This is a genomic window from Faecalicatena faecalis, assembly GCF_012524165.2.
GTDB lineage: Bacteria > Bacillota > Clostridia > Lachnospirales > Lachnospiraceae > Faecalicatena_A > Faecalicatena_A faecalis.
On record NZ_JABACJ020000007.1, the window covers coordinates 45080 to 67830 of the forward strand.

Here is a 22751-nt window from a genome sequence, read left to right on the forward strand (position 1 = left end):
TTTTCCACTCCATCTGCCACCTAATCTACCTGCGCTGCCTCCAGCCAGAATGTAAATCTCGCGCCGCCCTCCGCACGGTTCTCCGCCCAGATCTTCCCGCCGTGGGCCTTCACTACTTCCCGGCAGATTGCAAGCCCCAGGCCGATTCCCCGCTTCTGGTCCGTGCTTTTATCGGAAAGGGATACGAACTCATCAAAGATCTTCTCTTCCATCCCTTCTTCAATTCCATCTCCATCATCTTCCACCACAAAATAGACACGGCTGTGCCTGTAAGAAACATTCAGACTGATGTACCCGTTATCTTCTGTATGCTTCATCGCATTATCCAGCAGATTCACGAGGACCTGCATAATCATCTTGCCGTCCATCTGGGCTACAACGACCCTGTCCGGCAGGGAAATCCGGAAATTCCTTCTGTTCTTTAAGCCGATCACATGCTTCTCCGCTTCATAAATGATGTCGTCCACCACTTCCTGATGCTTCTCGATGAACTGCTGTCCGCTCTCGATCTTGGTCATGCTCAGGATATTTTCCATCATCTTCATCAGCCACATCGCCTGCTCCATCACATCCCGGACAAGACCGTTTTTCGCATCAATGTCCATGGAATGATTGTTGAGGATCAGGCTGCAGTCGCCCATGATCCCAGTAAGCGGTGTCCTGAAATCATGGGAAATGCTTCTTAACATGCTGCTCTTCATATGTTCCCGCTCTACTTCCAGCTTGATCTGCTCCTGCTCCGCATAGATCAGCTCACGGTCCAGTGCAATCCCGATCTGGTTCGCCGCCGTCTTCACAAGCATCTCCGCCTCTGCACCAAGCCCCTGGTTGTGGTTAAAGACCTTTAAAGTTCCAAGCTGCCTGACCATTCCGATGATCGGGAACATCAGATAATCCTTAGACGTATATTCCTTCACTGCTCCCCCGCCGATGGTCTCCCCTTCCAGTTCCACGATACAGTCATACCCCGTATGTTCATAAATATACCGGATACCAAGCTGTATGATGTTCTCCTTTCCGGTCACATTGATGAACTTCTCAGACATCTCATACAGACGAAGTGCCGTCTCCTCACTGTGCTGTGCGATCAGAAGCTGCTTCTGGAACCGCGCAGTCAGACTGGAAGAAATACAGGCAGCCAGCAAAAAGAATCCCATCAGAGCAACGTCATTGGGATTCATAATCGCAAATGTATGGACAGGGACCGTAAAAAAATAGTTGAACATCATAACACTGACAATGGCGCCGATGATGCCATACTCATATCCTCTGGTAAATACACTGATCAAAAGAACGCCGACCATGAACACCATCAGACAGTTTTCCTTTGCCACCCCCGCCTGGTTTAAAATGAGGCAAAAAAGACTGGCCGAGAGAACAATGAGAATCGTCCGCAGTGCATAGTTTAATTTCTTATTTTTTGCAAGCTTCCTGATCGTCATCACTGCGCCCTTCATATACCCACATTCCTTTCTTTTTGGATTGATTTTCAGTGTTCCACCCTTTTCTACCATTCCGACCTTCCCACAAACATCAAGAATGATATAAATATGGTTTTATCATAGCACCTTAATCAATATTTGCCAATATTCGATCAATATCCTTTTTCAGTCCGACTACCATCAAATGATCCGTCTCGTCCAAAAGCCTGTCTGCCTGGGGCAATAGCTGCAAGTGTCCATTCTTTTTGATTCCAAGAATACTGACATGGTATTTTGAACGAATTGCAAGCTGACGGATACTTTTCCCTATCCACTCCTTCATAGGCGGAATCTCAAAAATAGAGTACCCTTCTGTCAGTTCAATATAATCAAACACATGGTTGGCACTATGCTTGACTGCCAACCGCTCTGCAATATCCCGGTCAGGGTATATGACCTCATCCGCCCCATTTCTTAAAAGGAACTTCGCATGGATATCCCGGTTCGCTTTGCTTACTACATACTTTGCCCCCATCTCCTTGATCAAGCTGGTAATCTCCAGACTGCTTTGGAAATTGGAACCTATGCAAACAAAGCAGATATCAAAATTCCCGACTCCCAGGCTTCTTAACACATCTTCGTTGGTGCAGTCCCCTACCTTAGCCATCGTGGCATAAGGAAGCAGGTCTTGCATACACTCTTCGTCGCGGTCTACAATCATGACCTCATTCCCTAACTGTGACATATTCACACACAAGTGGTGCCCGAGTCTTCCGAGCCCTATAATCAATACGGTCTTCATAATCAAACCCTCCATTCTAATCTGTTATGCCTTTATGCATCTAACCAATCATAATCTGTTCCGTGGGAACCTTTATCGGTGGTTCCGTCTTATGTCCGCGCAGTGACAATGCAAATGTCATGCTTCCGATTCTGCCGCAGTACATCAGAAAAATCAATACAATTTTGGAAACAGTCACCAGGTCTCTCGTAATCCCTGTTGACATACCCACAGTACCGATTGCAGAAATCACTTCAAACGCCGCATCCATAACTGGTACAGGCTGTACAGTAATTATGATCAGCACGGCCAGAATTACGGAAAACAAATTGATGCATAACACAGCACTCGCCTTTCTGATGGAACCATCATCCAGTCTTCGTCCCATAATATTGCAATGTGCCTCTTTTCGCAGATTCGCATTCACATAGATCAACAGCACCACAAATGTAGTCGTCTTAATTCCACCCGCTGTAGATCCGGGGCTGCCTCCGATGAACATAAGTATGGAAGTCAAAAGCTTACTGCTATCCGTCAGTGCTGCAGTATCTACCGTGTTAAAGCCTGCCGTCCTTGCGGTCACAGAACCAAATAAGGAGCACAGTACTTTATCACCGAACGGCATCCCTTCAATTGTATGATTTTGCTCAAAGAAAAAGAGCAGCGCCGCTCCTCCAAAAACAAGTATAAATGTTGAAATCAATACAATTTTTGTGTGAAGACGGTACTTTTTAAAGGACAGCTTATTCGCTGAAATATCATTCCACACAAAAAATCCAATACCACCTATGATAATCAGGCTCATGATTACCAGGTTGACTACCCAGTCATTATAATATGGTGTGAAGGAGGAATATGCCCCATGCTCCCCCATCAAATCAAATCCAGCGTTACAAAAAGCCGATACAGCGTGAAAAACGCCGAAATAGACCGCCTTTCCAAGACTCATTGTCTCACTGAACCGAAACGCAAGAATCAAAGCACCTAGCCCCTCAAAAAAGAGCGTTCCCACCATGATTTTTTTTGCCAGCCTTACGATTCCTCCGACCTGCATGATATTTACACTCTCCTGAAGTGTTCCACGGGTCCATAGTCCAATTTTTCTTCTCAGGATGATTGCAAAGAATACCCCAATCGTCATAAATCCCAGCCCACCGATCTGGATAATCGCCAGAATGACACACTGTCCAAAAGTAGACCAGTACTGGAACGTATCCGCAATTACCAGTCCCGTCACACATGCAGCGGAAGTCGAAGTGAACAGGGCATCCACCGCCGGAGTACTCACACCTGTCCTGGTGGAGACCGGCAGCATTAGAAGCCCTGCTCCTATAAATATAATCAGACAATAGCCGATTACGATCATCTGTGTCTGCGTCAAGCGCTTTGTAAAGAATTTCATGCTGCACCGACCTCGTTTTCCATAATCAGCAGTTCCAGACGCTGCATGAGCTCTTCCTTTTCTGTAAATACAGTAATATGTGCATGCCGATATAATCTCATATTTGCTTTCTCATTACAGAGACTGAAAATCTGCGCCTTCGGATACATTTTTCGGAATAGGGTACATACGGACAGATTGTCAATATCTGAGTTGGAAACTGCAGCCAAGTATTCTACGTGCTTCCAATCCCGGTCAATATAAATCGTCTCCATAAAGATCGGCTGGATTCCCGCCTGCTTAAACCAACCTGAAATCTCCTCGACCTCCTTACCTCTTCCAAAAACTACGGCATATTCTTTCTTTCTGCATGCTTTATGAAGATTATGCTCCTCATCCATAAAGCGGTCCAGGCCCTTCATCAAATATACCCCATATAGTGCACCTGCTGTTACGATAATTCCTAAAATTAAATTTGTTAACATCATCATCACCTTCTTTTCTTACCTTTATCATAGTACCTTTTTTATTAAGGCGGTGATAAAATTATGGGGGGAGGTATTAAGATTTTGTTTAGATGGGAAATGGATAAGAAAAGGGATAATGAAAAAGGATAAGAAAAAAGTACTTGATTTCATTCTAAAAAAGTCTTATAATAAATCACATGCAGATATAGTTCATCGGTAGAATGCTAGCTTCCCAAGCTGGAGAGGCGGGTTCGATTCCCGTTATCTGCTTTATATATTTGTAGAGGACTTGATTTTCAAGTCCTCTTTTTTCGTTCTCTGACAGATATATGTTACTATTTATGGAATTTCATGCTCTTATATCTTCTGTTAAAGTATACCCCATTTGCCAGAACGCCATATCTAATAACTTCATTTCAGGATACTCAATTTTTCCAATCTCCATCTTATGTTTTTCTTTCTCAAATTCTTGTTCATACTTCAGATAAAACTCAATTAGTTGTTCTAAAGACTTTATACTAAATGTCCCAGTTGTCACCTCTGTATACTTAACGCCTTTACTAAAATAACTATCATATGCTGGTACACATCCAAGAGTACCAATTAAAATTTTTGTTATAAGTATATCCGAAACACAACTTGACACGTTGCTTTTAATACTACTTCGTATATCCCTATAAATACTCCTTAATTCTTTTACTAAATCTTCGAGCAAATTTTTGTATTTAGACTTTAAATCTATACAGGAAATAGCCCAAAGCGGACTATATCTCTTATCCAAAAGTTTATATACTGCTTCTTTATGTACTTTATAATCCTTTAGTAACAAAAAAGATGAACCGCGGTACATCCCCCAACTGGCTAAATAAAATGCTAAGTGAAGACATAAGTAGTCTACTAAAATATCATCAATATCTTGAGTTTTTGCTTTATAAAATTCTAAATAACAATGTTCCCAGGAATGATCTCTACTATTTGGGTCTTTAGATAAATTGAAATAAAATTTATTCAAAGCATTGATTACATCAGTGATCAACACATTTTCTCCTTGTTTTGTATTAATACAAAATCCCCCTTTCTTATATCTAATTTTATGAAGCCCAATATCTTTCTAGTGAACTACCTCGGAGCTAAAGCTCTGATTTTATGACAAACCAGTTCTCTTCATTGCAGACTGCACTATAGTTACTTTATTTTTTCTTTGCCTATCGCTTGTATCAAATTGAGTAAGGGGACTATTTTTTTAATGTATTCTAACTCTTTTTCTTTATATACATTTTTCCTTACTCTTTTTCATCTTTTATACTCTCTAAAACACTAAATTTCAATATCGCAATATTCATAATGAAATTCATCTAATCCTTTGAAATCAATCTCATTATAAAACAAAATTTCAATATATTCCTACCTTTGTTGTAATTCTACTTTTTACTTTCCTATCTCTCTTGTAAAATCACTTCTTTATTCCTTTCCATAATAAATCCTCCAATCTAAGCTCAATATTACTTTACTTAAACAACTATATCCAACTTGACACAAACCATAATTCATTCTATTAATGATACATATTATGTATTACTTCCTCAGCCCTTAAGTTTGCGTCCAATAGAACATCCAATTCACTTTCTTTTCTATTTTCATATTCTAAAATAGCTTGCTCTATTATCCTCATTGCACATATATACCCTTCACCAACCTTATCGAAACGTAAAATAGTCTGAAGTGTTGTGGTAATGGCAGCCATAACTGATATAATTATTCTTATATATAAATCCAGACCATCGTCCATAACCATGTAGATAGTTAGACTTGTGAAACTTATGGACATAACAACTAACAAATAATGTATTCCTATAAAAAAGCCATAGCACAGCCTAAACATTCTTTGCTTGTGATAATACATAGAAGGGGCTGCTTTTCCAAACGGTTTCTCACTTTCTTCAAAAAATTTTTTCCCCAAATCCTTGTTATTATAAAAATGTGTAAAAAAAACTAAGATACCAATTACAATTCCTACTACAAATGCACATACGACAATTACCCACATTATTATCCTCCAAATTACTAATCAAATAAACTTAGATTCCATAAAATTACTAGTGTTGATTATTTTCTCTTTTTTATATTGAATCACTCTACATTTGTACCTCTTTCTTTTTCAAAAGCTTTTACTGTTCCAAAACATTGTAGAAGTATTCTTTGAAGTCTCTTCTCATCTATTTTTTTAATTTATTTTCTTTATTATACTATACTTCTCCTTGCTTTCCTAGCATATCTTAACTCCAAGACCAGGCTGTGTTTCTATCAACTGCTTCCTTGATTAATTTTTTTATTCATACCTGTCAATGCGCCTAGTCTCGGGATTCTTCCAATGTCGATATTACTATAGTCATTAGATTCCAACACATATGCTACCTCGAATTACTCTTAGAACTGCTCCATTAAGCCCACTATAGTGATGGAAATTTAGTCTTGTTAACTGAAAGCTCTCATAGATTCTGTACTATCATCGATAGCAGAATCTATGAGAGCTCCATATTTTTACCTTTTGGTCTTCTTTAAGCAGTAATTCAACTTCTTTCCAGTCTTTCCCTGACTGATTTCACTTTCCCTGGATCTTTTCCACCGGAGTTTATTCCAATGACAATCTCATCCTGCATGATCACTGATGGGAAATAAAAATCACACAGTGATCTGTCACTTGCTGTACTAAGCAGAATCCTTCTTCCGTTTTTCTGCTCGGTTTCCCGGCACTCCTGGGCAATTTTCTGGTTCAATGACCTGTCATTCGTTGCCGCCAGAACCATATCCGCATCTTTTATATCCCCAGTTTGATATTCCCGATGGAGGCAGATTATCCTGCCTTCCATTTCCAGCTTCTTCAATGACTCTGTCACTTCTGGGGCTATTACAGTCACGTCCGATGCAAACTTAAGCAATGTCATGATCCTGCGTTCGGCAATATGACCACCGCCAGCGACTATAATTTTCATCTCTGATATATCTACAAACATTGGGAAATATGCCTTTTCCATTTTCTTTCCTCCCAAGATCAGATTCTTACAAAGCATCCCCATCTGAATCGAAGGGGCATCCGTGATTCTCTATTCCAGCATATACAGCAGGGCATTGCAAATACAGGCAGCTATATTGCTGCCGCCCTTGCGGCCTCGTGCAACGATAGACGGGACATGTTCTAACTTTAGAATCAGTTCTTTTGACTGCACCACGTTAACAAATCCTACTGGAACCGCAATAATTAATTCTGGGTTCAGGCGTCCTTCCCTGATCAGCTCGTAAAGCCTCACAAGTGCAGTCGGCGCGTTGCCGATTGCAAAGATCAGTTTCTGATCCAGAGCCGCCGCCTTGTCCATACTGGCCGTTGCCCGGGTAGTCCCCTGTTCCTTGGCAGCCCTGGCTACATCCTCATCTGACATAAAACAGAAGACCTCTCCCCCATATTTTGCAAGCTTCTTCTTATTAATACCAGCCTTTCCCATCTGCGTATCTGTGACAATGGAGGCGCCGTTTCTCAGTGCATTCAGAGCATGTTTTACTACCCCTTCTGAGAAGACCAGATTTTTTGCATAATCAAAATCAGCGCTTGTATGTATGCATCGCTTTACGATTGGTTCTGTTCCGGGGATGAGAGGGATATCTCCCAATTCCTCTGTGATGATTTCAAAACTTCTCGCTTCGATCTCCGCTGGAAGTACTTTTTCTAATTCTATATGATCCATTCTTCTCATTCCCCTTTCAATGTAACACCGATTCCACAGACTACCCGGTCTACCCGGGAAGAAAGTTCTGCAAGCTGTGTGCAGACGCGGCCTGTCTGTTCCCTGTACTCTCTGTCAAATGCATCGATCGGCACCAGTCCATATCCGATCTCCGTGCTGACGATTACGATATCCGGATTCTTTTCTGCGATCCTGGAAGCCAGATGGGAAGTATCTTCTCCCGCTTTCATCATACGCTTCATAAGAAGCTCAAAGTGATAAATCCCTCCGCAGGAATAGACTTCCTCGAAAGAACAGCTTTTCCCATCAACCCAGTGGAATTCTGCCGGCTCTATACCACCATATTTTCTCTTCGCATATTCCCATTTTCCCTGATGTGCACCACCGATCACTAACTTCATCCCTGGCACTCCTTTTCTGTTTCCTGTAATGGCTGACTGATTCGCGGCTGCCTGATTCGTGGCTGTCTGATTCACGGCTGTCTGATTCGCGGCTGACTGAAACGCGGCTTCTATCTGGATGCTGTTCCCTGTCTTCTCGCTGCTTACTGCACAGCCTTGATCATCTGACGAAGGCGCCTTCCACACAACCGGAATTCCATACACGACTTCTGTGACTGCATCAGCCATCTGCGCCAGCCTTACATTGATTTCTGCCAATACCCGCTTATATAGCTGCATTTCTTCCGAATCTTGTGTACACTCCGAACAGACTTCATTGGTCACAATCACAAGATGACTGCACTTTCTTCTCAATGCCGCAACACCGCGGATGATCCTTTCGGCTGCGTCCTTCCTGCTGCTCTCTGACTGATAGATTTCATTTGCCGTCAGATTGGACATGCACTCCAGCAGGACACAGGGATGGAAGGCATTCCCCCAACTGGGACAATCCCCGCTCCCCTGTTCTGCCATCTGCTCCAATTCGGTATAACACTCAATCGTCTGAAATCCTTTATCCGCACGCATCCTGCGGTGACGTTTAATCTTCCGCTCTGTTTCCTCCCCGAAGGGCATCATGGTAGCGATATAGAACAAGTCTCCTGCACACTCTCTGGCAAACTGGCAGACTACCCCTTCCGCAAAAGCAGACTTCCCGCTCCCACTGCCTCCGGTCACTAGATGAAACATCTCAGATACCTCCTAAAACCTGTACATTTTTTACTCCGTAATCTCTGCATACCGGTACTCCAACGCCCCGGTAGCCGGAATCTGGGTGATTCCCTTGATCGTCGGGCGGATCAGATTACAGCTTTTCATGGAATACAGCGGGATGATATAGAACTCTTCGCCCACTGCAAGTTTTTCCGCCTCATGCATCAGCTCTGCCCTCTTTGCAGGATCTTTTTCCGTATCGGACTGCTCCACCAGTGCATCATATTTCTCATCGTGAATGCCGCTGCAATTGTAGGTGCTGTTACTTAAAAGCATAGACAGATACGTATACGGGTCTGCAAAATCCGCCGTCCAGTTCATGCGGCAGAGGTCGAAATTACCAGCCCGCCGCTCCGTATAATTGACCTGGAGCTCCTGGGCATTGAGTTCGATATCGATATTTAAGTTCTGTTTCAGTTGTTCCTGAACTACCTGTGCAGTATCCGAATCCATTTCCAGAGACGGATAATTGTACGTAAGCTTCGGGAATCCCTTTCCGTCTGGATAGCCTGCATCGGCAAGAAGTTTCTTTGCCTCCTTTAAGTTTTCTTTGAAAGGCGGTTCTGCCTCATCTACAAAATATCCTCCTGTCTGCTTATCCTTCATATATTTTGCGATAAAATTCACCGTGGGCTCCGTGTCATCACCGACCATCTTGCACAATTCCTCACGATCAATGGCAAGGTTAATGGCCTTTCTGACTCTCACGTCATCCAGAGGCTTTACATTCAGGTTCGGATAAATGTATCTGGTCGCTATAGTATCCGTAATCACAAGGTCATCCTTTCCCTGATATAGATCCATCACTGAAGACTGCAGGGCCGGGGCCACATCGACCTCGCCGGTCTCATAGGCGCTTGCCATGGACTGCTGGTCATCAAAGAAACGATAGGTGATCTGGTCGAGCTTTACCTTATCCGCATTCCAGTATTTCTCATTCTTCTTGAGAACAAAATACTGTTCTGGGACATACTCCGCCAAATAAAACGGACCGTTCGCCACACTGGTCTTTGGGTCTTTATCCCAGCCGCTGTCTACGGCATCGGCATATTTCACACAGGATGGCGTATACACCGGAAGTCTTAACAGATCCAGGAAATAAACACAGGGCTTATCCAATGCTATTTCCAATGTGTAATCATCCAACGCTTTTGCACCCAGGGTCCCTGCATCTGCCTCTCCATTGTAAATAGCCTCTGCATTTTTGACAGGGAACAGATAATTGGCATACCCATTGCCGCTTTTGGGATCCAGGGAACGGACCATGGTATTGATAAAATCTGCTGCAGTGACTGGAGTTCCGTCGGACCATACGGCCTCCTTCCGAAGATGGAAGGTCCATACAGTGGAATCGTCATTTACCTCATAAGATTCTGCTGCGCGGTAATCAATCTCCCCTTTTTCATTATAGGTCAAAAGCTCATCCAATGCGGAAACGGAATAGGAAAGGTAGGTCAATGCAATCATTCCTGCTGGGTCCAGTCCACCCGTCTCGCTGTTTGTTGCAACTACAATCTCCTTTTTCCCGTTCTCCCCATCTGCTGTTTTCCCGGCTGCTGAATCCTTTCCCTGCTTTCCACAGCCTCCTAAAAATAATGTACTGCATAGGGAAACCGTTATCAGGGAACAGAGTACTTTTTTTAGTCGATTTTTCATTCGCGTTCTCTCCTTATATCTGTGAAGTCATCTTCATGCTGCCGCTCCGTCTGCCTGCATGTTCCTCTGAATAAAGGAAACAGGCAATCTTACGCCCCTCGAACTGATACCAATCAGGTCTGCCTGTAAAGCAACAGGCCATTGCATATCCGCATCTCGGGGCAAAAGGACATCCTCTGCCCAATGGGACCTCCACCTTTTTCTCCTCCGTATGGAGAACTCCCTTTTTCCTTCTTGCCTTCCACGGGTCCGGCACCAATACCGCCGAGAGCAGCGCCTTTGTATAAGGATGCCATGGGTCCGAATAAATTTCTTTTGTACTTCCTGTCTCCACAAGGCTTCCGGCATACATCACGCCCATTTTTCGACTGATCCGTTTGACCACATTCAGGTCATGGGAGATAAATAGATATGAAATCCCCCTCTCTTTCTGAATGTTCTCCAAAAGACTTAAAATCTGTTCCTGAATTGACACATCAAGTGCCGATACCGGCTCATCACAGATCAAAAGTTCCGGCTCCAGAATCAGTGCCCTGGCTATGCCGATCCGCTGACGCTGGCCGCCGGAAAATGCCCTTGGATATTTCTGTGCATCCTCCAAAGTCAGTCCTACCAGTTTTAACAGCTCTTCTATTTTTCTGAGGCGTTCCTCTTTGGAATCCTCCGTATTCAAAAGAAGAGGTTCTTCCAAGATGTCCCCTATTGTCATCCGTGGATTCAAGGAGGCATAAGGGTCTTGAAATACCATCTGGATTGGATATTTCAGCCTCTTTTTTTCCCCCTCATACACAATTCTTCCCGCTGTTGGCTTTAAAAGTCCAGTGACCATCTTTGCGAGCGTAGATTTGCCGCATCCACTCTCCCCCACTAAACCATAGGTCTCTCCTCTCCCAATTTGAAGAGAGACATCCAGAACGGCTTCTGTCTTCTCCTGCTTCTTCCAATAACCAATATCTGTATAAAATTTGCTGACATGCTCGATCCGCAGAAGAGGCTCTCCTGCTTTCACATTCTCAGGCAGCTTTTGCAGTTTCGATGCCTGGGCGAGCAGCTTCCTTGTATATGGATGCCTGGGCTCATAGAAAATATCCTCCACGGTCCCTTCCTCCACAAGCTTTCCCGCCTGCATCACAAGAACGCGTCTGCAGAGAGAGGCTATCACCCCCAGATCATGGCTGACGAACAGAATCGCCGTCCCCATCTCCTGGGATATTTTCTTGAAAAGTTCCAGAATCTGTCCCTGTACCGTCACATCCAGGGCAGTCGTAGGTTCATCCGCGATCAGCAGCTTCGGTTCACATGCAAGTGCGATCGCAATGACCACTCTCTGACGCATCCCCCCGGAGAGTTCAAATGGATATTGCCTCATCCTCTGGGAAGCCTTTCTAATTCCCACCAGATCCAGAAGCTCTTCCGCGTGTTCCAAAGCCTCCTTCTGACTGCATTTTTTATGGGCACGGATTGTTTCTGTAATCTGGCGTCCAATCTTTACTGTTGGATTCAAATAAGTAAGAGGGTCCTGGAAGACCATTGCAATCTCATTTCCACGGACAGCTTCCATCGTACGTTCATATGCCTTGACCGCTTTTCGGTCCGCCAGTTTCAGGTCTGGAGGGGTAATTTCCCTTTGGTCCAGCAGAATTCTCTCACAGGCCACTTCTGCCTTTTCCGGCAAGAGCCCCAGAACTGCGTGCATACCAGTGCTTTTCCCAGAGCCGGATTCTCCGACAATTCCCACGATCTCGCCGGGGCATACTTCGAAAGACAGATGACTGACCGCCTCCTGTCTTCTGTCCTTGTCATGGAATTGTACGCTTAAATCCTCTACTCTTAACAAGCTCATCCTTCGTTATCCTTCCTCCATCTGTCTCATATAATGCTCCAGCCCTGCCCCGATCAAGTTCATTGAAAAAATCAAAATACACAGCACCAGGATCGGGTACAGCATTTGGAATGGATATACCTGCATCTGACTCCTTGCATCCTGAATCAAAGTGCCAAGACTTGCATTCGGTGCTGAGATTCCGACCCCGACAAAGCTTAAAAATGCCTCCGTAAAAATCGCCTTTGGTATCATAAAGGTCAGGTTCACGATAATCGGTCCTGCCGCATTTGGAAGCAGATGCCGCCATAATATCCTTCCTGCCCCTGCCCCTGCCAGTCGGGCAGCCATAGAGAATTCTCTCATCTTTAACCGCTGTACCTCCCCCCGCACGATCCGCGCCAGATCGATCCAGCCTGAAATACAGATTCCAAACAGGATGCTGCCTACATTTGCTCCCATCACGAGCATGATCAGGATGACATATAATAGGGAGGGGATTGCATCAATGACATCCGCAGCGCGCATCATCAAAAGATCTGTCTTTCCGCCCCAGTATCCCGCTATACTTCCATATAGGATTCCAATCATACCGCAGATCAGTGCACTTCCCATACCGACTGTCAGACTGATCCGGGTTCCATACCACACCCGCACGAAAATGTCCCGTCCAAACTTATCTGTCCCAAAAGGATGAGACAGTGTAGAAACTGCATTCTGAATATCTGCACTCTGCTTCGTATGGGAATAAGGGGAAAAAGCCGGAACCAATACTGCCAGGAGCATCAGAATCGTAAGGAGGACCAGTCCCGCCCAAAACAGCCGGTTGACACCCGACAATCGAATCCGATGCTTTCCCAGGTGCCCTTTTATTTTTTTATCTGTATTCTTACTCTTGCTCATCGATATGCCCTCCTGACTCTCGGATCCAGCCATGCACATAACAGGTCTGTCAGAAGATTGATTCCGATGACGGTAACTCCCATAAAGATCGTCAGCCCCAGAATAAGTGTGTAATCCCGGTTCTCAATGGAGTTCACAAATTCCCTGCCAAGACCGGGAATGGTAAATACGCTCTCCACCACGAAGCTTCCGGTCATCAAAAATGCGGCGGCAGGTCCGATGTAATTGAGCACCGGAATCCAGGCATTCTTCAGAATATGAGTCACGGCAGTGCGTCTCCAGCTCAGCCCCTTGGCTTTTGCAAGGACTACATAGTCCCGGTTCATCTCCTCCTGGAACGTATTCCGCATCAGCCTTGTGATGACTGCTGCCGGATACACGGCCAAAGAAACCACGGGCAAAATGTAATTCTCTGCCCCAGTCAGCCCTGCAATGGGAAGAAGTTTTAACTTCACCCCAAAAAAGAGCATCAAAAGAAGTGCGATCACGAAATTGGGGATTCCGGTTCCCAGCATAGTGCTAAAGAAAATTCCACCCTTCACGAGCCTTTTTTTGGTAGAAGCCTGCCAGATTCCGAGCAGTGTTCCCACCACTGCCGCCAGCACGATAGCCAAAGCCCCCAGTGCAGCCGTGGCAGGCCATGCCCGGGTGATTACCTCACTTACGCGCACCCCGGGCTTTTTAAAGGAAATCCCCAGGTCACCATGCATCAGATTGGAAAGGTAAGTCGCATACTGCTTGAAAACCGGCTCATTCAGTCCATACTCCTCCTCCATGGATGTAAGGACTGACTCCGATACATTGCCCGTCTGAAAAGGACTTCCCGGCATCATCCTGGTCAGGAAGAAGGCTGCGGTCACAAGCACAAAAAGAGAAAGTATGCCTATAAATACCCGCTTACATGTATATCCAAACACCGCACATTCCTCCTAACGTACTCTTATAATCCTATTATTTTTAGGCTTCCTCTAAAATCAACTCTACCATACTGTCTATGGAAGCCTTCTTTGATATACTGATCCGCATACCATACTTCCGAGCCTCCGCCGCGGTCTGCTCCCCGATGCACACAGCGTGGATCGGCCTGTAATCCTCAAGCCTTAGCGCATGGACAAATCCCTTCACTGTGGACGCACTGGTAAATGTCACCATATCGATTTCTCCGGCTTTGAACTGCTCTTGTATCTTCTCCCTAATCTGCTCATGAGTCTCATAGATCGTCTCATACAACGGAGTATCCACTACCTCAAGCCCAGCCTTCTCAAGAGGCGGGAGCAGTTCCTGTGAGCCGATGGATGCGCGTACGATTGTCACTCTGCTTCCCGGTTCTGCCGCAACGGCGATCTCTTTTCCCAAATCCTCTGCACAATAGACCGCTGGTACCAGATCTGCAAAAAGTCCGCGCTCCCTCAATTCTCTTTCTGTGGCAGATCCTATCGCCGCGATCTTTACTTTTGCAGGACAAGCAAAAAGCTTTCTTAAATCCATCTTCATCTCTACCATCTGCTCAAAGAAAATACGCACACCGATAGGACTTGTAAATACGAGCCATTCCTCCTTGGTCCGGTATCCGAATTCCTTCATCGCATGCGACAATGCCGGGTTGGGGGAGATGGTCTTCGTATCGATGGATGGCAATTCAATCACCTGCGCCCCCAGTGCACGCAGTCTGTCGGCCAGCCGGGAACTGTTCTCTCTCGGACGTGTAATCAAAATTTGTCTTCCCCCAAGTGGACGGTCCTCCGCCCAATGGAACAAATCAGCCAGTGCACATACCTCCCCGACCAGAATTATGGCAGGGGTACCGATCTCTGCCTTTTTTGCCTCCTTTGCCAGGTTCCCCACTGTGGAGACCACACGGCGCTGGGAGGAAAGCGTTCCTTTTTCTAAGACCGCCGCTGGGACAGAAGGGTCCATCCCGGCTTCCATCAGCCCGATCAAGATTGTTTCCATGGAGGAAATCCCCATCAGAAATACCAGTGTACCTTTCAGATTCACAAGAGAGGGGTAATCTACTCTGCTGGTCCCATCCTTCCTTGGATGTCCGGTAATGACGTGGAAGGATGAGGTATATTCTCTGTGTGTGATCGGGATTCCTGCATAGGCAGGCACCGCAGCGGCAGAGGTAATTCCCGGCACAATTTCAAATGGAATACCATGCTCCTTTAAAAGCTCCAATTCCTCCCCTCCCCGCCCAAAAACAAACGGATCGCCGCCTTTGAGCCGAAGTACCTTTTTCCCTTTTAACGCCTCCGCAAGCAGAATCTGGTTCGTCTCTTCCTGAGGGACCATATGATGCCCGGAACGTTTTCCCACATGTACCATTTCTTTATCCGCAGGAATCAGGCTCAAAATTTCTGCACTGATCAAGGCATCATACACGATGATATCCACACTCTCCATCAACTGTCTTGTCTTCACTGTTAAAAGTCCTGCATCTCCTGGGCCTGCACCTGCAAGCCATACTTTCCCTTTTTGTTCCATCTCTAACTCCTCTTGCTCATCTCTTCTGCCAGGGAAGCACCTATCTGTCTGGCTCTTTTTGCCTCCCCTGTCTTCGTTTCCACCCAGAATGTATCATCCTTTTCACGGTAATACAATCCATAAAGCTTGATTTCCTCCCCACATGCAATCGCATGGGCCGCGACCGGAGAGGTACAGCCGCCGTCCAGGGCAGCCACAAATTCACGTTCTGCCGCCGCTTCTATCTCGCTCTTCCTACAAAAAATACAGTCTAGGTACGAATGATTTTCCCCTTTCCTGCCCTGTACTGCAAGAATGCCCTGCCCTGCAGCCGGGACCATCTCTTCCACCTCAAAGATCCTGCCGATGATCGACTCCATATGCAGTCTCTTTAAACCAGCCGCCGCTAAGACAGTACCGTCAAAGTTCTGCTCTTCAAGCTTTCTAAGGCGTGTCTGTACATTTCCCCGAATCCCTTTAAATGTACAGGATGGATACAACTTCTCAAGCTGAAGCATCCTGCGCCTGCTCGATGTCCCGATGACACCGCCGGGCATAATCTCAGACTGCCCCGGTCTATAGATCAGCACGTCCCTTGGGTCCTCCCTTTTGCTGTATCCGATCAAAGGAAGCTCCTCTGGGACCTCCATAGGCATATCCTTTAAACTATGTACGGAAATATCGATTCTTTCATCCTTAAGTGCTTTATCCAGTTCCTTCACAAACAGCCCTTTTCCGCCAATCTGCTCCAGACTTTTGTCCAAGATTTTATCTCCCGTCGTTTTCATTGTCACCAATTCTACCTTAAGCTCTGGATGGTGTTTCTCGATCGCATTTTTGATAATTTCCGCCTGTATGACAGCAAGCCTGCTTTCGCGGCTGCCGATTCGAATGATAGACTTCATGATGCCTCATTTCCTTTCTCCAGAATCTGGTAAATTGCTTCCATATCCAGACTCTCTCTGATGATATCTGCCAGTTTATCATACTGCTGTTCTTTATAAACTGCAAGGTCGACTGCTTTGATATCACTCTCATCCATTCCCTTTGATTTCAGAAGTGCCCCAATCAGCCCTCTTGCTGCCTCCGGCCTGTCGAATACACCGTGGACATAACAGCCGTAGACATTGCCCGATGCCGCACCGTCCATCTTCCTCGTTCCCGCCTTCACGTCATCCACAAGAGACAGGATCGGTTCTTTGTTCAACAAGGTGGTAGTCCCCATGTGTATTTCATATCCTTCGATCTCCACATCGCTCAGACCGCACAAAATTCCTTTCATCTGCCGGAAGCTGCCACGCACCCTGGTCCGAGTCTTCTCCTCCTCGAATATCGTCTTTGTGGGAAGAAGTCCCATCCCCTTGACACTGCCTTTTTGCTCCACTCCTTTTGGGTCTGTGATTTCTTCTCCCAGCATCTGGTAGCCGCCGCAGATGCCAAAGACCAGCTTTCCCGCGTCCGCATGGCGGATGATCTTCGCCTCCAGACCGCTTTGGCGCATCCAGAGCAGGTCCCCGATGGTGTTCTTGCTCCCCGGGATCAGCACTGCATCCGGGCTTTTGAATTCTCCTGGAGTGGAAATATATCGAAGAGACACTCCCTGCATGCATTCCAGAGCCATAAAATCTGTAAAATTAGAGATTCGCGGGAGACGAATCACTGCAATATCGATTAGTCCTGTCGTCTCTTTTTTCTGGAAACGCTCACTTAAGCTGTCCTCATCATCGATATCCAGATGGAAATATGGCACCACGCCCTGTACCGGGATATGGGTCTTTTCCTCCAGCATCCGAAGCCCCGGGGCCAGGATGTCCTTATCCCCGCGGAATTTATTAATGATGGTCCCCTTGATTCGTCGGCGTTCCTCTTCCTCCAACAGCTCGATGGTCCCCACTAGCTGTGCGAAGACCCCTCCACGGTCGATATCGCCGACCAGAAGCACCGGAGCATCGACCAGCTTAGCAAGCCCCATATTCACGATATCATGGTCTTTCAGATTAATCTCCGCAGGACTTCCTGCGCCTTCGATCACAATAATATCATACATCTCTTCCAGCTTATGATATGCTTTTAAAACCTCAGGTACGAATTCTTTCTTGCAGCGGTAGTATTCCGCCGCTGACATGACCCTTGTCACCTCTCCGTTTACAATGACCTGGGACCCTGTATCATTGGTCGGTTTTAATAAGATGGGATTCATCAGGATCGAGGGCTCGATTCCTGCTGCCTCCGCCTGCATCACCTGTGCCCTTCCCATTTCCAGACCGTCCTTCGTGATAAAGGAATTCAGAGCCATGTTCTGTGATTTGAATGGGGCCGTTTTATGACCATCCTGCCGAAAGACCCGACACAGCCCTCCTACTAAAATACTCTTTCCTGCATTGGACATCGTGCCCTGAATCATGATGCATTTTGCCATTTCATGCTCCTCCTTCCTCTGCTCCTTCTTTTCGATAGATTGCTTCCAGTGCCTTTAAAAGCCGTTCATTTTCCTCTCTTGTCTTTACCGCGACACGATAATATCCCCGGTCCAGGCCTTCATAATTGCTGCAGTCCCGGATAAGGATGTTCTGCGCTTTCAAAAGTCCAAACAGATCATACTCACTCTTTAACAGAATATAGTTCGCTGCGGATGGGAAAATGGTCACGCCCATCTGCTGGAAGCGCCGCTCCATCCAGCTTCGCTCCGCCTGTACAAACGACCGCGTCCTTTTCACCCGGTCCACTTCCTCCAATGCAGCAAGCCCTGCTTCCTGCGCTGCTATAGACACGCTCCAGGGCTGTCGCACAAAGGCGAGCCTCTCAAGCAGTGCCTGGTCAGAACAAATACCATAGCCAAGACGCAGTCCCGGCATGGCGTGCATCTTCGTAAACGCCCTCAGCACAAATACCCACGGTGTCTTCATCGCCTCCGCAGGCGTCAGCACATGATCCTGCTCTTCCAGAAATTCATAGAAACATTCATCCAATACCAGTCTGATTCTATGTGCCTGACATTTTTCTATGATCTTGATAAGCAGCCCCTTCTCGATTTCCTGTCCGGTCGGATTATCCGGGGAACAGAGAAAAATCATATCCACATCCCCATTCAGCGTTTCCAGATACTCCTCTCCTAAGCGAAAGTCTTCCTTCTCTTTCAACCGATGATATATAATTTCACATCCCACTGCCCGAAGTGCCTGCGCATACTCCAAAAAAGAGGGGGCAGTCAGCACCGCCTTTTTCGGCTTTTCAGCAAATACGAGGGAGAAGATCAGGTCTGCCGCCCCATTTCCAAATACAAGATTCTCCCCGGGGACCTCCTCCTTCCTGGAAAGAGCCGCCCGAAGTTCCTTACATCTGCTGTCTGGATAGACACCGATTTGACAGGCACTCGCTGACACCGCATCCATCACCTTCTGGCTCGGCCCAAAGGGATTGATATTCGCCGAAAAATCACTCATGCCCTTATATGTATAAATATCCCCGCCATGCTTGTAATCCATAAGTCCTCCCCAATCATACCAAAACTGCCAGCCTGATGATTCCAAATACCACAAAGGTCAGCACCGCAGTCCCGTACATCAGCCGGTCGGCTCTTTTAATATCCTCCGCTTCCACGGGCCGAGTCGCATCACCTATATACTCCTTTTTGTACAGCTTTCCAAAATAATATGCATCCCCCGCCAGCCTGATTCCCAAGGCACCTGCGCACACGGCCTCTGTCTGTGCCGAGTTGGGGCTTGCATGCTTCCTTCTGTCCCTGAGGTAAATTCTCCATGCACCATGTCCGTCCATCTTGAGAAGATATGCCGCAAGAGTCATCAAAACCGCTGACAGCCTTGCCGGAAGGTAGTTCAGTACATCATCCAGCTTTGCCGCACACCGTCCCAGATACAGATACTTCTCATCCTTATAGCCGATCATGGAATCCATGGTGTTCACTGCCTTGTAGAAAAATCCGAGAGGGGCTCCTCCTATCATCAGGAACAAAAGGGGCGCAGTCACTCCGTCGGATGTATTTTCTGCCACAGTCTCCACGGCCGCCTTCACGACTCCCTCTTCATCCAGGCTTTCGGTATCTCTTCCGACGATCATAGAAACAGCTCTTCTGGCTCCCTCCAAGTCTCTATTTTTTATCTTATCGTATACTTTCATGCTTTCCAGCTTTAAGGACTTCGCCGCCAAAAGCTGATAGCACCAGAAGCTTTCCAGGACGAACCTGGCTGCCGGATGCAGGACACCTGCCGCATACAAAAGGGCATATGGTACGGCTGTAGAGATACTCACTACAATGATCCATAGGACCACACCTGCTGTCAAAAGTGCCTGCCGATTCTCCCCGCACACTTTGCGGGCCAGCTTTTCCAGCCATGCGATCAGTGCTCCGATGAGCCGTACCGGATGGTACAGCCAGATTGGATCTCCAAATAAAAAGTCTAACACAAATCCTGTCCCACAGGCAATCAATGACATCATAACCGTTCTATCTCCCTGAATACTTTTCTTCCCTCTTCCCAGTCCTTCTCATCCAGCGTGATCAAATATCCCCCGCCATTCTCCACCTGCCAGTGATAGAATTCCCGCTGTTCTTTATCGAACCTGGAAAGAACCGCCATGATGGTCCCCCCATGGACGACCATCGCAGCCAGTTCACATCCATGCCGGATCAGCTCATCCATCGTCTTTTCAAATCCCCTGACACAACGAGCTTTAAAATTCTCATGCACTTCTCCCTCCGGAAATGGCAGTTCTCCACGGGAATCCAACCATTTTTGATAGGCAGACAGATCTTTTAGTTCTTGATAGTTTTTCGCTTCAAACAGGCCAAAGTCACATTCCTTAAGCTCCTCGCACAAAAATGGCTCTTTTCCGGGAAACAGATGTGCTGCCGTCTGGATACATCGTTTCATCGGGCTTGCCACGACCTGCTGCGGTACTCCTTTTGCTCCTAGAAGCCTTCTCTTTTCCTCGACCAATTGTAACAATGCTTCATTTTGCAGCAGAGGCTCATCCGTGCGTCCTATATATCTTCTTTCCAGATTCCCCGGAGTCTGGAAATGCCGGATCATCATGATTCTCATAACAGCCCTCCCGCCAGAACAATGCCCGTCAGCATCGCCAGTTCACAGACCTGCAGAAAATATCCCGCCAAATCCCCGGTCACGCCGCCGAATTGTCTGTCACACAGCCTTTTGTAGTAAAGGAATACCAAACTCCCTGCAATCAACGCAGCCGCGCCCAAGACAAGATTCAGCCACAGAATCAGCGCAGAAAATGCAATCAGAAAAAGGACCATGACCATACGGACATTTTTCCGTTTTGCTCCGTCCTGGAAGGTACGGGCCAGCCCCGAATTTCTTGCCGCCTGAAAGGTGACAATGGACAAGCCGCTGAAAGAGCGCGATAATACATAACCACAGGCAATCACCGAAAACATATCCGGTGATACTTCACTCCACATAGCCAGGCTCCAGAGAAAATAACAGCTCATCCCTAAGATCGCGAATGCTCCGGAATTGGAATCCTTAAGGATTTCAAGCTTCTTCTCCCGGTCTCCGTAAGAACTGACGGCATCCATCGTATCCATGAAGCCATCCATGTGGATGCCTCCTGTAATCATAACGGGAAGCAGCGTCATCACCACGGCGAAAAGCAGGTTTCCCACTTTGATGTTTCGCAGAAAGCTTCCCAAAAGCACTTCCAGAATACCGATTACCGCCCCGATCAAAGGGAAAAAGCACATCGCATACTTCATATTTTTCTCATTCCACTCCACCCGCGGCATCGGAATTTTTGAATACATAGAAAATGCTACCGCACAGGATTCCAGCAGATACATGGTTCTCCCTCCCTTTTTTACCAGACAGTCTTCCGGTTATTTTACTGTAATATTTCATATTGTTCGACCTGTATCTCATCAAAGGTGCTCATCCTTTGGTAGACGCCAAGTCCCATCTCCAAAAGCGGGAAGACTGCGACCGCTCCGCTGCCCTCTCCCAGACACATATCACAGGTCAGAAATGGAGAGACATGAAGGGCGTCCAGAAGGAGCTGTCCAGCCGCCTCCTTGGACACGTGGGACGGCATCAGATAATCTCCGGCATCCGGCACCATACGGACGGCACAAAGCGCCGCGACCGCCGAAATAAATCCATCGATCACGACTGGAATATGATAGATGGCACCGCCCAGATAGACTCCCGCCAGTCCTGCAATATCCAGCCCCCCGACCTTAGCCAGTACATCCAGTGCATCCTCTGGATCGGGCCTGCTCCTTTGAATCCCCTGTTTGATTGTAGCAATCTTTTTTTCCAGCCCTTCATTGCTTAAGCCGGCGCCCTTTCCAGTCACCTCTTCTACTGGTTTTCCCAATAGAACTGCTGCGACGGCGCTGCTGGTAGTCGTATTTCCGATGCCCATCTCCCCGGTGGCCAGGATATCATAGCCTTCCTTTTTCAGCTTTTCGACCATGCGGACTCCGACCAATACCCCCCGCCATGCTTCTTCTCTTGTCATGGCAGGTTCCTGTGCAAGATTCCTGGTTCCGTAGGCGATTTTCTGCTCTGCTCTGGTCACAGACGGGACATCAGAAACCATACCGATATCGACAGGAAACAGGTCCACACCTGCGATTTCACTCATGATTGCCACACTGGCTGCCTTCTTCGTAAAATTATCTGCAACGATTGCTGTGACCTCCTGTCCCGTCTGGGTCACGCCCTCTGCAACGACCCCATTGTCCGCACACATGATGACCAGTCCCTTTCTTCTTAGCTCAAACTTTGAACTCCTTTTTATCCCTGCCATGCGGATGACTGCATCCTCCAGTTTACCCAGACTGAACAGGGGCTTAGCCACGGACATCCAGCGCTTTTTGGCAGCCTGAATGCTGGCCTGATCAGCCGGTTCGATCCACTTTTTTATTTCCGTAAGTGTCATGGTATCTGAAATTTTAGTATCCTGTATCATCTCATGTGTCTT

Annotated in this window: 21 protein-coding genes and 1 tRNA gene; 1 reads left to right on the forward strand and 21 read right to left on the reverse strand. The window is 46.7% G+C overall.

Annotation, left to right across the window (positions count from 1 at the left end):
• Positions 1 to 20: 20 nt before the first annotated feature.
• Genes HGO97_RS09320 through HGO97_RS09335 form a run of 4 tightly spaced genes read right to left on the reverse strand, consistent with a single transcriptional unit; the run spans position 21 to position 4074 of the window.
• Positions 21 to 1514 (reverse strand): sensor histidine kinase, encoded by a 1494-nt coding sequence (locus tag HGO97_RS09320; RefSeq protein ID WP_246597380.1) that lies wholly within the window; start codon positions 1512 to 1514, stop codon positions 21 to 23.
• Positions 1515 to 1569: 55 nt separating this feature from the next.
• A complete protein-coding gene (locus HGO97_RS09325; RefSeq protein ID WP_216241037.1) occupies positions 1570 to 2223 on the reverse strand; it encodes a potassium channel family protein in 654 nt (217 codons plus the stop codon).
• A gap of 40 nt (positions 2224 to 2263) precedes the next feature.
• Positions 2264 to 3604, reverse strand: a complete 1341-nt coding sequence (locus HGO97_RS09330) for a TrkH family potassium uptake protein (protein WP_216241038.1) — start codon at positions 3602 to 3604, stop codon at positions 2264 to 2266.
• Positions 3601 to 4074 (reverse strand): hypothetical protein, encoded by a 474-nt coding sequence (locus tag HGO97_RS09335; RefSeq protein ID WP_216241039.1) that lies wholly within the window; start codon positions 4072 to 4074, stop codon positions 3601 to 3603. The genes HGO97_RS09330 and HGO97_RS09335 overlap by 4 nt, the downstream gene beginning before the upstream one ends.
• A gap of 175 nt (positions 4075 to 4249) precedes the next feature.
• Between HGO97_RS09335 and HGO97_RS09340 the strand changes: the two genes are divergently transcribed.
• A tRNA-Gly gene (locus tag HGO97_RS09340) sits at positions 4250 to 4320 on the forward strand.
• A 79-nt stretch (positions 4321 to 4399) separates the two neighbouring features.
• Here HGO97_RS09340 and HGO97_RS09345 read toward each other — a convergent pair.
• From HGO97_RS09345 to cobT, 17 genes are all read right to left on the reverse strand, one after another.
• Entirely contained in the window at positions 4400 to 5086 is a 687-nt protein-coding gene (locus HGO97_RS09345; RefSeq protein WP_246597381.1) for a hypothetical protein, read from the reverse strand.
• 519 nt (positions 5087 to 5605) lie between these two features.
• Positions 5606 to 6097 carry a hypothetical protein gene (locus tag HGO97_RS09350; RefSeq protein WP_216241041.1) on the reverse strand — a complete coding sequence of 164 codons (492 nt, stop codon included), beginning with the start codon at positions 6095 to 6097 and terminating at the stop codon, positions 5606 to 5608.
• Between the two features lie 523 nt (positions 6098 to 6620).
• Positions 6621 to 7085, reverse strand: a complete 465-nt coding sequence (locus HGO97_RS09355) for a precorrin-2 dehydrogenase/sirohydrochlorin ferrochelatase family protein (RefSeq protein ID WP_216241042.1) — start codon at positions 7083 to 7085, stop codon at positions 6621 to 6623.
• A gap of 69 nt (positions 7086 to 7154) precedes the next feature.
• Positions 7155 to 7790 carry a precorrin-8X methylmutase gene (locus tag HGO97_RS09360; RefSeq protein WP_216241043.1) on the reverse strand — a complete coding sequence of 212 codons (636 nt, stop codon included), beginning with the start codon at positions 7788 to 7790 and terminating at the stop codon, positions 7155 to 7157.
• A 5-nt stretch (positions 7791 to 7795) separates the two neighbouring features.
• On the reverse strand, positions 7796 to 8920 hold the full coding sequence (locus tag HGO97_RS24195) for a bifunctional adenosylcobinamide kinase/adenosylcobinamide-phosphate guanylyltransferase (protein ID WP_330654222.1): 1125 nt from the start codon (positions 8918 to 8920) through the stop codon (positions 7796 to 7798).
• A gap of 30 nt (positions 8921 to 8950) precedes the next feature.
• The gene (locus HGO97_RS09375; protein ID WP_216241044.1) at positions 8951 to 10600 is read right to left on the reverse strand and encodes a peptide ABC transporter substrate-binding protein; all 1650 of its coding nucleotides are present in this window, start codon (positions 10598 to 10600) and stop codon (positions 8951 to 8953) included.
• A 13-nt stretch (positions 10601 to 10613) separates the two neighbouring features.
• The gene (locus tag HGO97_RS09380) at positions 10614 to 12443 is read right to left on the reverse strand and encodes an ABC transporter ATP-binding protein (protein WP_216241045.1); all 1830 of its coding nucleotides are present in this window, start codon (positions 12441 to 12443) and stop codon (positions 10614 to 10616) included.
• Between the two features lie 6 nt (positions 12444 to 12449).
• The gene (locus tag HGO97_RS09385; RefSeq protein WP_246597382.1) at positions 12450 to 13325 is read right to left on the reverse strand and encodes an ABC transporter permease; all 876 of its coding nucleotides are present in this window, start codon (positions 13323 to 13325) and stop codon (positions 12450 to 12452) included.
• On the reverse strand, positions 13322 to 14242 hold the full coding sequence (locus HGO97_RS09390) for an ABC transporter permease (RefSeq protein WP_216241047.1): 921 nt from the start codon (positions 14240 to 14242) through the stop codon (positions 13322 to 13324). Before HGO97_RS09390 ends, HGO97_RS09385 begins: the two co-directional genes overlap by 4 nt.
• Before the next feature lie 40 nt (positions 14243 to 14282).
• On the reverse strand, positions 14283 to 15809 hold the full coding sequence (gene cobA, locus HGO97_RS09395) for a uroporphyrinogen-III C-methyltransferase (RefSeq protein ID WP_216241048.1): 1527 nt from the start codon (positions 15807 to 15809) through the stop codon (positions 14283 to 14285).
• Between the two features lie 2 nt (positions 15810 to 15811).
• Positions 15812 to 16693 (reverse strand): hydroxymethylbilane synthase, encoded by an 882-nt coding sequence (gene hemC, locus HGO97_RS09400; RefSeq protein WP_216241049.1) that lies wholly within the window; start codon positions 16691 to 16693, stop codon positions 15812 to 15814.
• Positions 16690 to 18207 carry a cobyric acid synthase gene (locus HGO97_RS09405; protein ID WP_216241050.1) on the reverse strand — a complete coding sequence of 506 codons (1518 nt, stop codon included), beginning with the start codon at positions 18205 to 18207 and terminating at the stop codon, positions 16690 to 16692. The genes hemC and HGO97_RS09405 overlap by 4 nt, the downstream gene beginning before the upstream one ends.
• Before the next feature lies 1 nt (position 18208).
• Positions 18209 to 19273: a pyridoxal phosphate-dependent aminotransferase gene (locus HGO97_RS09410; protein ID WP_216241051.1), complete on the reverse strand. Its 1065-nt coding sequence runs from the start codon at positions 19271 to 19273 to the stop codon at positions 18209 to 18211.
• A 13-nt stretch (positions 19274 to 19286) separates the two neighbouring features.
• Complete coding sequence (gene cbiB, locus HGO97_RS09415) at positions 19287 to 20246, reverse strand: adenosylcobinamide-phosphate synthase CbiB (RefSeq protein WP_216241052.1); 960 nt, start codon at positions 20244 to 20246, stop codon at positions 19287 to 19289.
• The gene (locus HGO97_RS09420) at positions 20243 to 20851 is read right to left on the reverse strand and encodes a histidine phosphatase family protein (protein ID WP_216241053.1); all 609 of its coding nucleotides are present in this window, start codon (positions 20849 to 20851) and stop codon (positions 20243 to 20245) included. Before HGO97_RS09420 ends, cbiB begins: the two co-directional genes overlap by 4 nt.
• Positions 20848 to 21609 carry an adenosylcobinamide-GDP ribazoletransferase gene (cobS, locus tag HGO97_RS09425; protein ID WP_216241054.1) on the reverse strand — a complete coding sequence of 254 codons (762 nt, stop codon included), beginning with the start codon at positions 21607 to 21609 and terminating at the stop codon, positions 20848 to 20850. Before cobS ends, HGO97_RS09420 begins: the two co-directional genes overlap by 4 nt.
• A 41-nt stretch (positions 21610 to 21650) precedes the next feature.
• Positions 21651 to 22709 (reverse strand): nicotinate-nucleotide--dimethylbenzimidazole phosphoribosyltransferase, encoded by a 1059-nt coding sequence (gene cobT, locus HGO97_RS23730; RefSeq protein WP_408610850.1) that lies wholly within the window; start codon positions 22707 to 22709, stop codon positions 21651 to 21653.
• Between the last annotated feature and the right edge of the window lie 42 nt (positions 22710 to 22751).

Bases quoted from the DNA above. Each gene is read 5' to 3' on its own strand.
- cobS (WP_216241054.1), bottom strand. From the start codon at position 21,609: ATGTATCTGCTGGAATCCTGTGCGGTAGCATTTTCTATGTATTCAAAA.
- HGO97_RS09420 (WP_216241053.1), bottom strand. From the start codon at position 20,851: ATGAGAATCATGATGATCCGGCATTTCCAGACTCCGGGGAATCTGGAA.
- HGO97_RS09405 (WP_216241050.1), bottom strand. From the start codon at position 18,207: ATGGCAAAATGCATCATGATTCAGGGCACGATGTCCAATGCAGGAAAG.
- HGO97_RS09325 (WP_216241037.1), bottom strand. From the start codon at position 2,223: ATGAAGACCGTATTGATTATAGGGCTCGGAAGACTCGGGCACCACTTG.
- HGO97_RS24195 (WP_330654222.1), bottom strand. From the start codon at position 8,920: ATGTTTCATCTAGTGACCGGAGGCAGTGGGAGCGGGAAGTCTGCTTTT.
- HGO97_RS09350 (WP_216241041.1), bottom strand. From the start codon at position 6,097: ATGTGGGTAATTGTCGTATGTGCATTTGTAGTAGGAATTGTAATTGGT.
- HGO97_RS09355 (WP_216241042.1), bottom strand. From the start codon at position 7,085: ATGGAAAAGGCATATTTCCCAATGTTTGTAGATATATCAGAGATGAAA.
- HGO97_RS09410 (WP_216241051.1), bottom strand. From the start codon at position 19,273: ATGGATTACAAGCATGGCGGGGATATTTATACATATAAGGGCATGAGT.
- hemC (WP_216241049.1), bottom strand. From the start codon at position 16,693: ATGAAGTCTATCATTCGAATCGGCAGCCGCGAAAGCAGGCTTGCTGTC.
- cbiB (WP_216241052.1), bottom strand. From the start codon at position 20,246: ATGATGTCATTGATTGCCTGTGGGACAGGATTTGTGTTAGACTTTTTA.
- HGO97_RS09320 (WP_246597380.1), bottom strand. From the start codon at position 1,514: ATGGTAGAAAAGGGTGGAACACTGAAAATCAATCCAAAAAGAAAGGAA.
- HGO97_RS09360 (WP_216241043.1), bottom strand. From the start codon at position 7,790: ATGGATCATATAGAATTAGAAAAAGTACTTCCAGCGGAGATCGAAGCG.
- cobA (WP_216241048.1), bottom strand. From the start codon at position 15,809: ATGGAACAAAAAGGGAAAGTATGGCTTGCAGGTGCAGGCCCAGGAGAT.
- cobT (WP_408610850.1), bottom strand. From the start codon at position 22,709: ATGACACTTACGGAAATAAAAAAGTGGATCGAACCGGCTGATCAGGCC.
- HGO97_RS09330 (WP_216241038.1), bottom strand. From the start codon at position 3,604: ATGAAATTCTTTACAAAGCGCTTGACGCAGACACAGATGATCGTAATC.
- HGO97_RS09375 (WP_216241044.1), bottom strand. From the start codon at position 10,600: ATGAAAAATCGACTAAAAAAAGTACTCTGTTCCCTGATAACGGTTTCC.
- HGO97_RS09380 (WP_216241045.1), bottom strand. From the start codon at position 12,443: ATGAGCTTGTTAAGAGTAGAGGATTTAAGCGTACAATTCCATGACAAG.
- HGO97_RS09335 (WP_216241039.1), bottom strand. From the start codon at position 4,074: ATGATGATGTTAACAAATTTAATTTTAGGAATTATCGTAACAGCAGGT.
- HGO97_RS09385 (WP_246597382.1), bottom strand. From the start codon at position 13,325: ATGAGCAAGAGTAAGAATACAGATAAAAAAATAAAAGGGCACCTGGGA.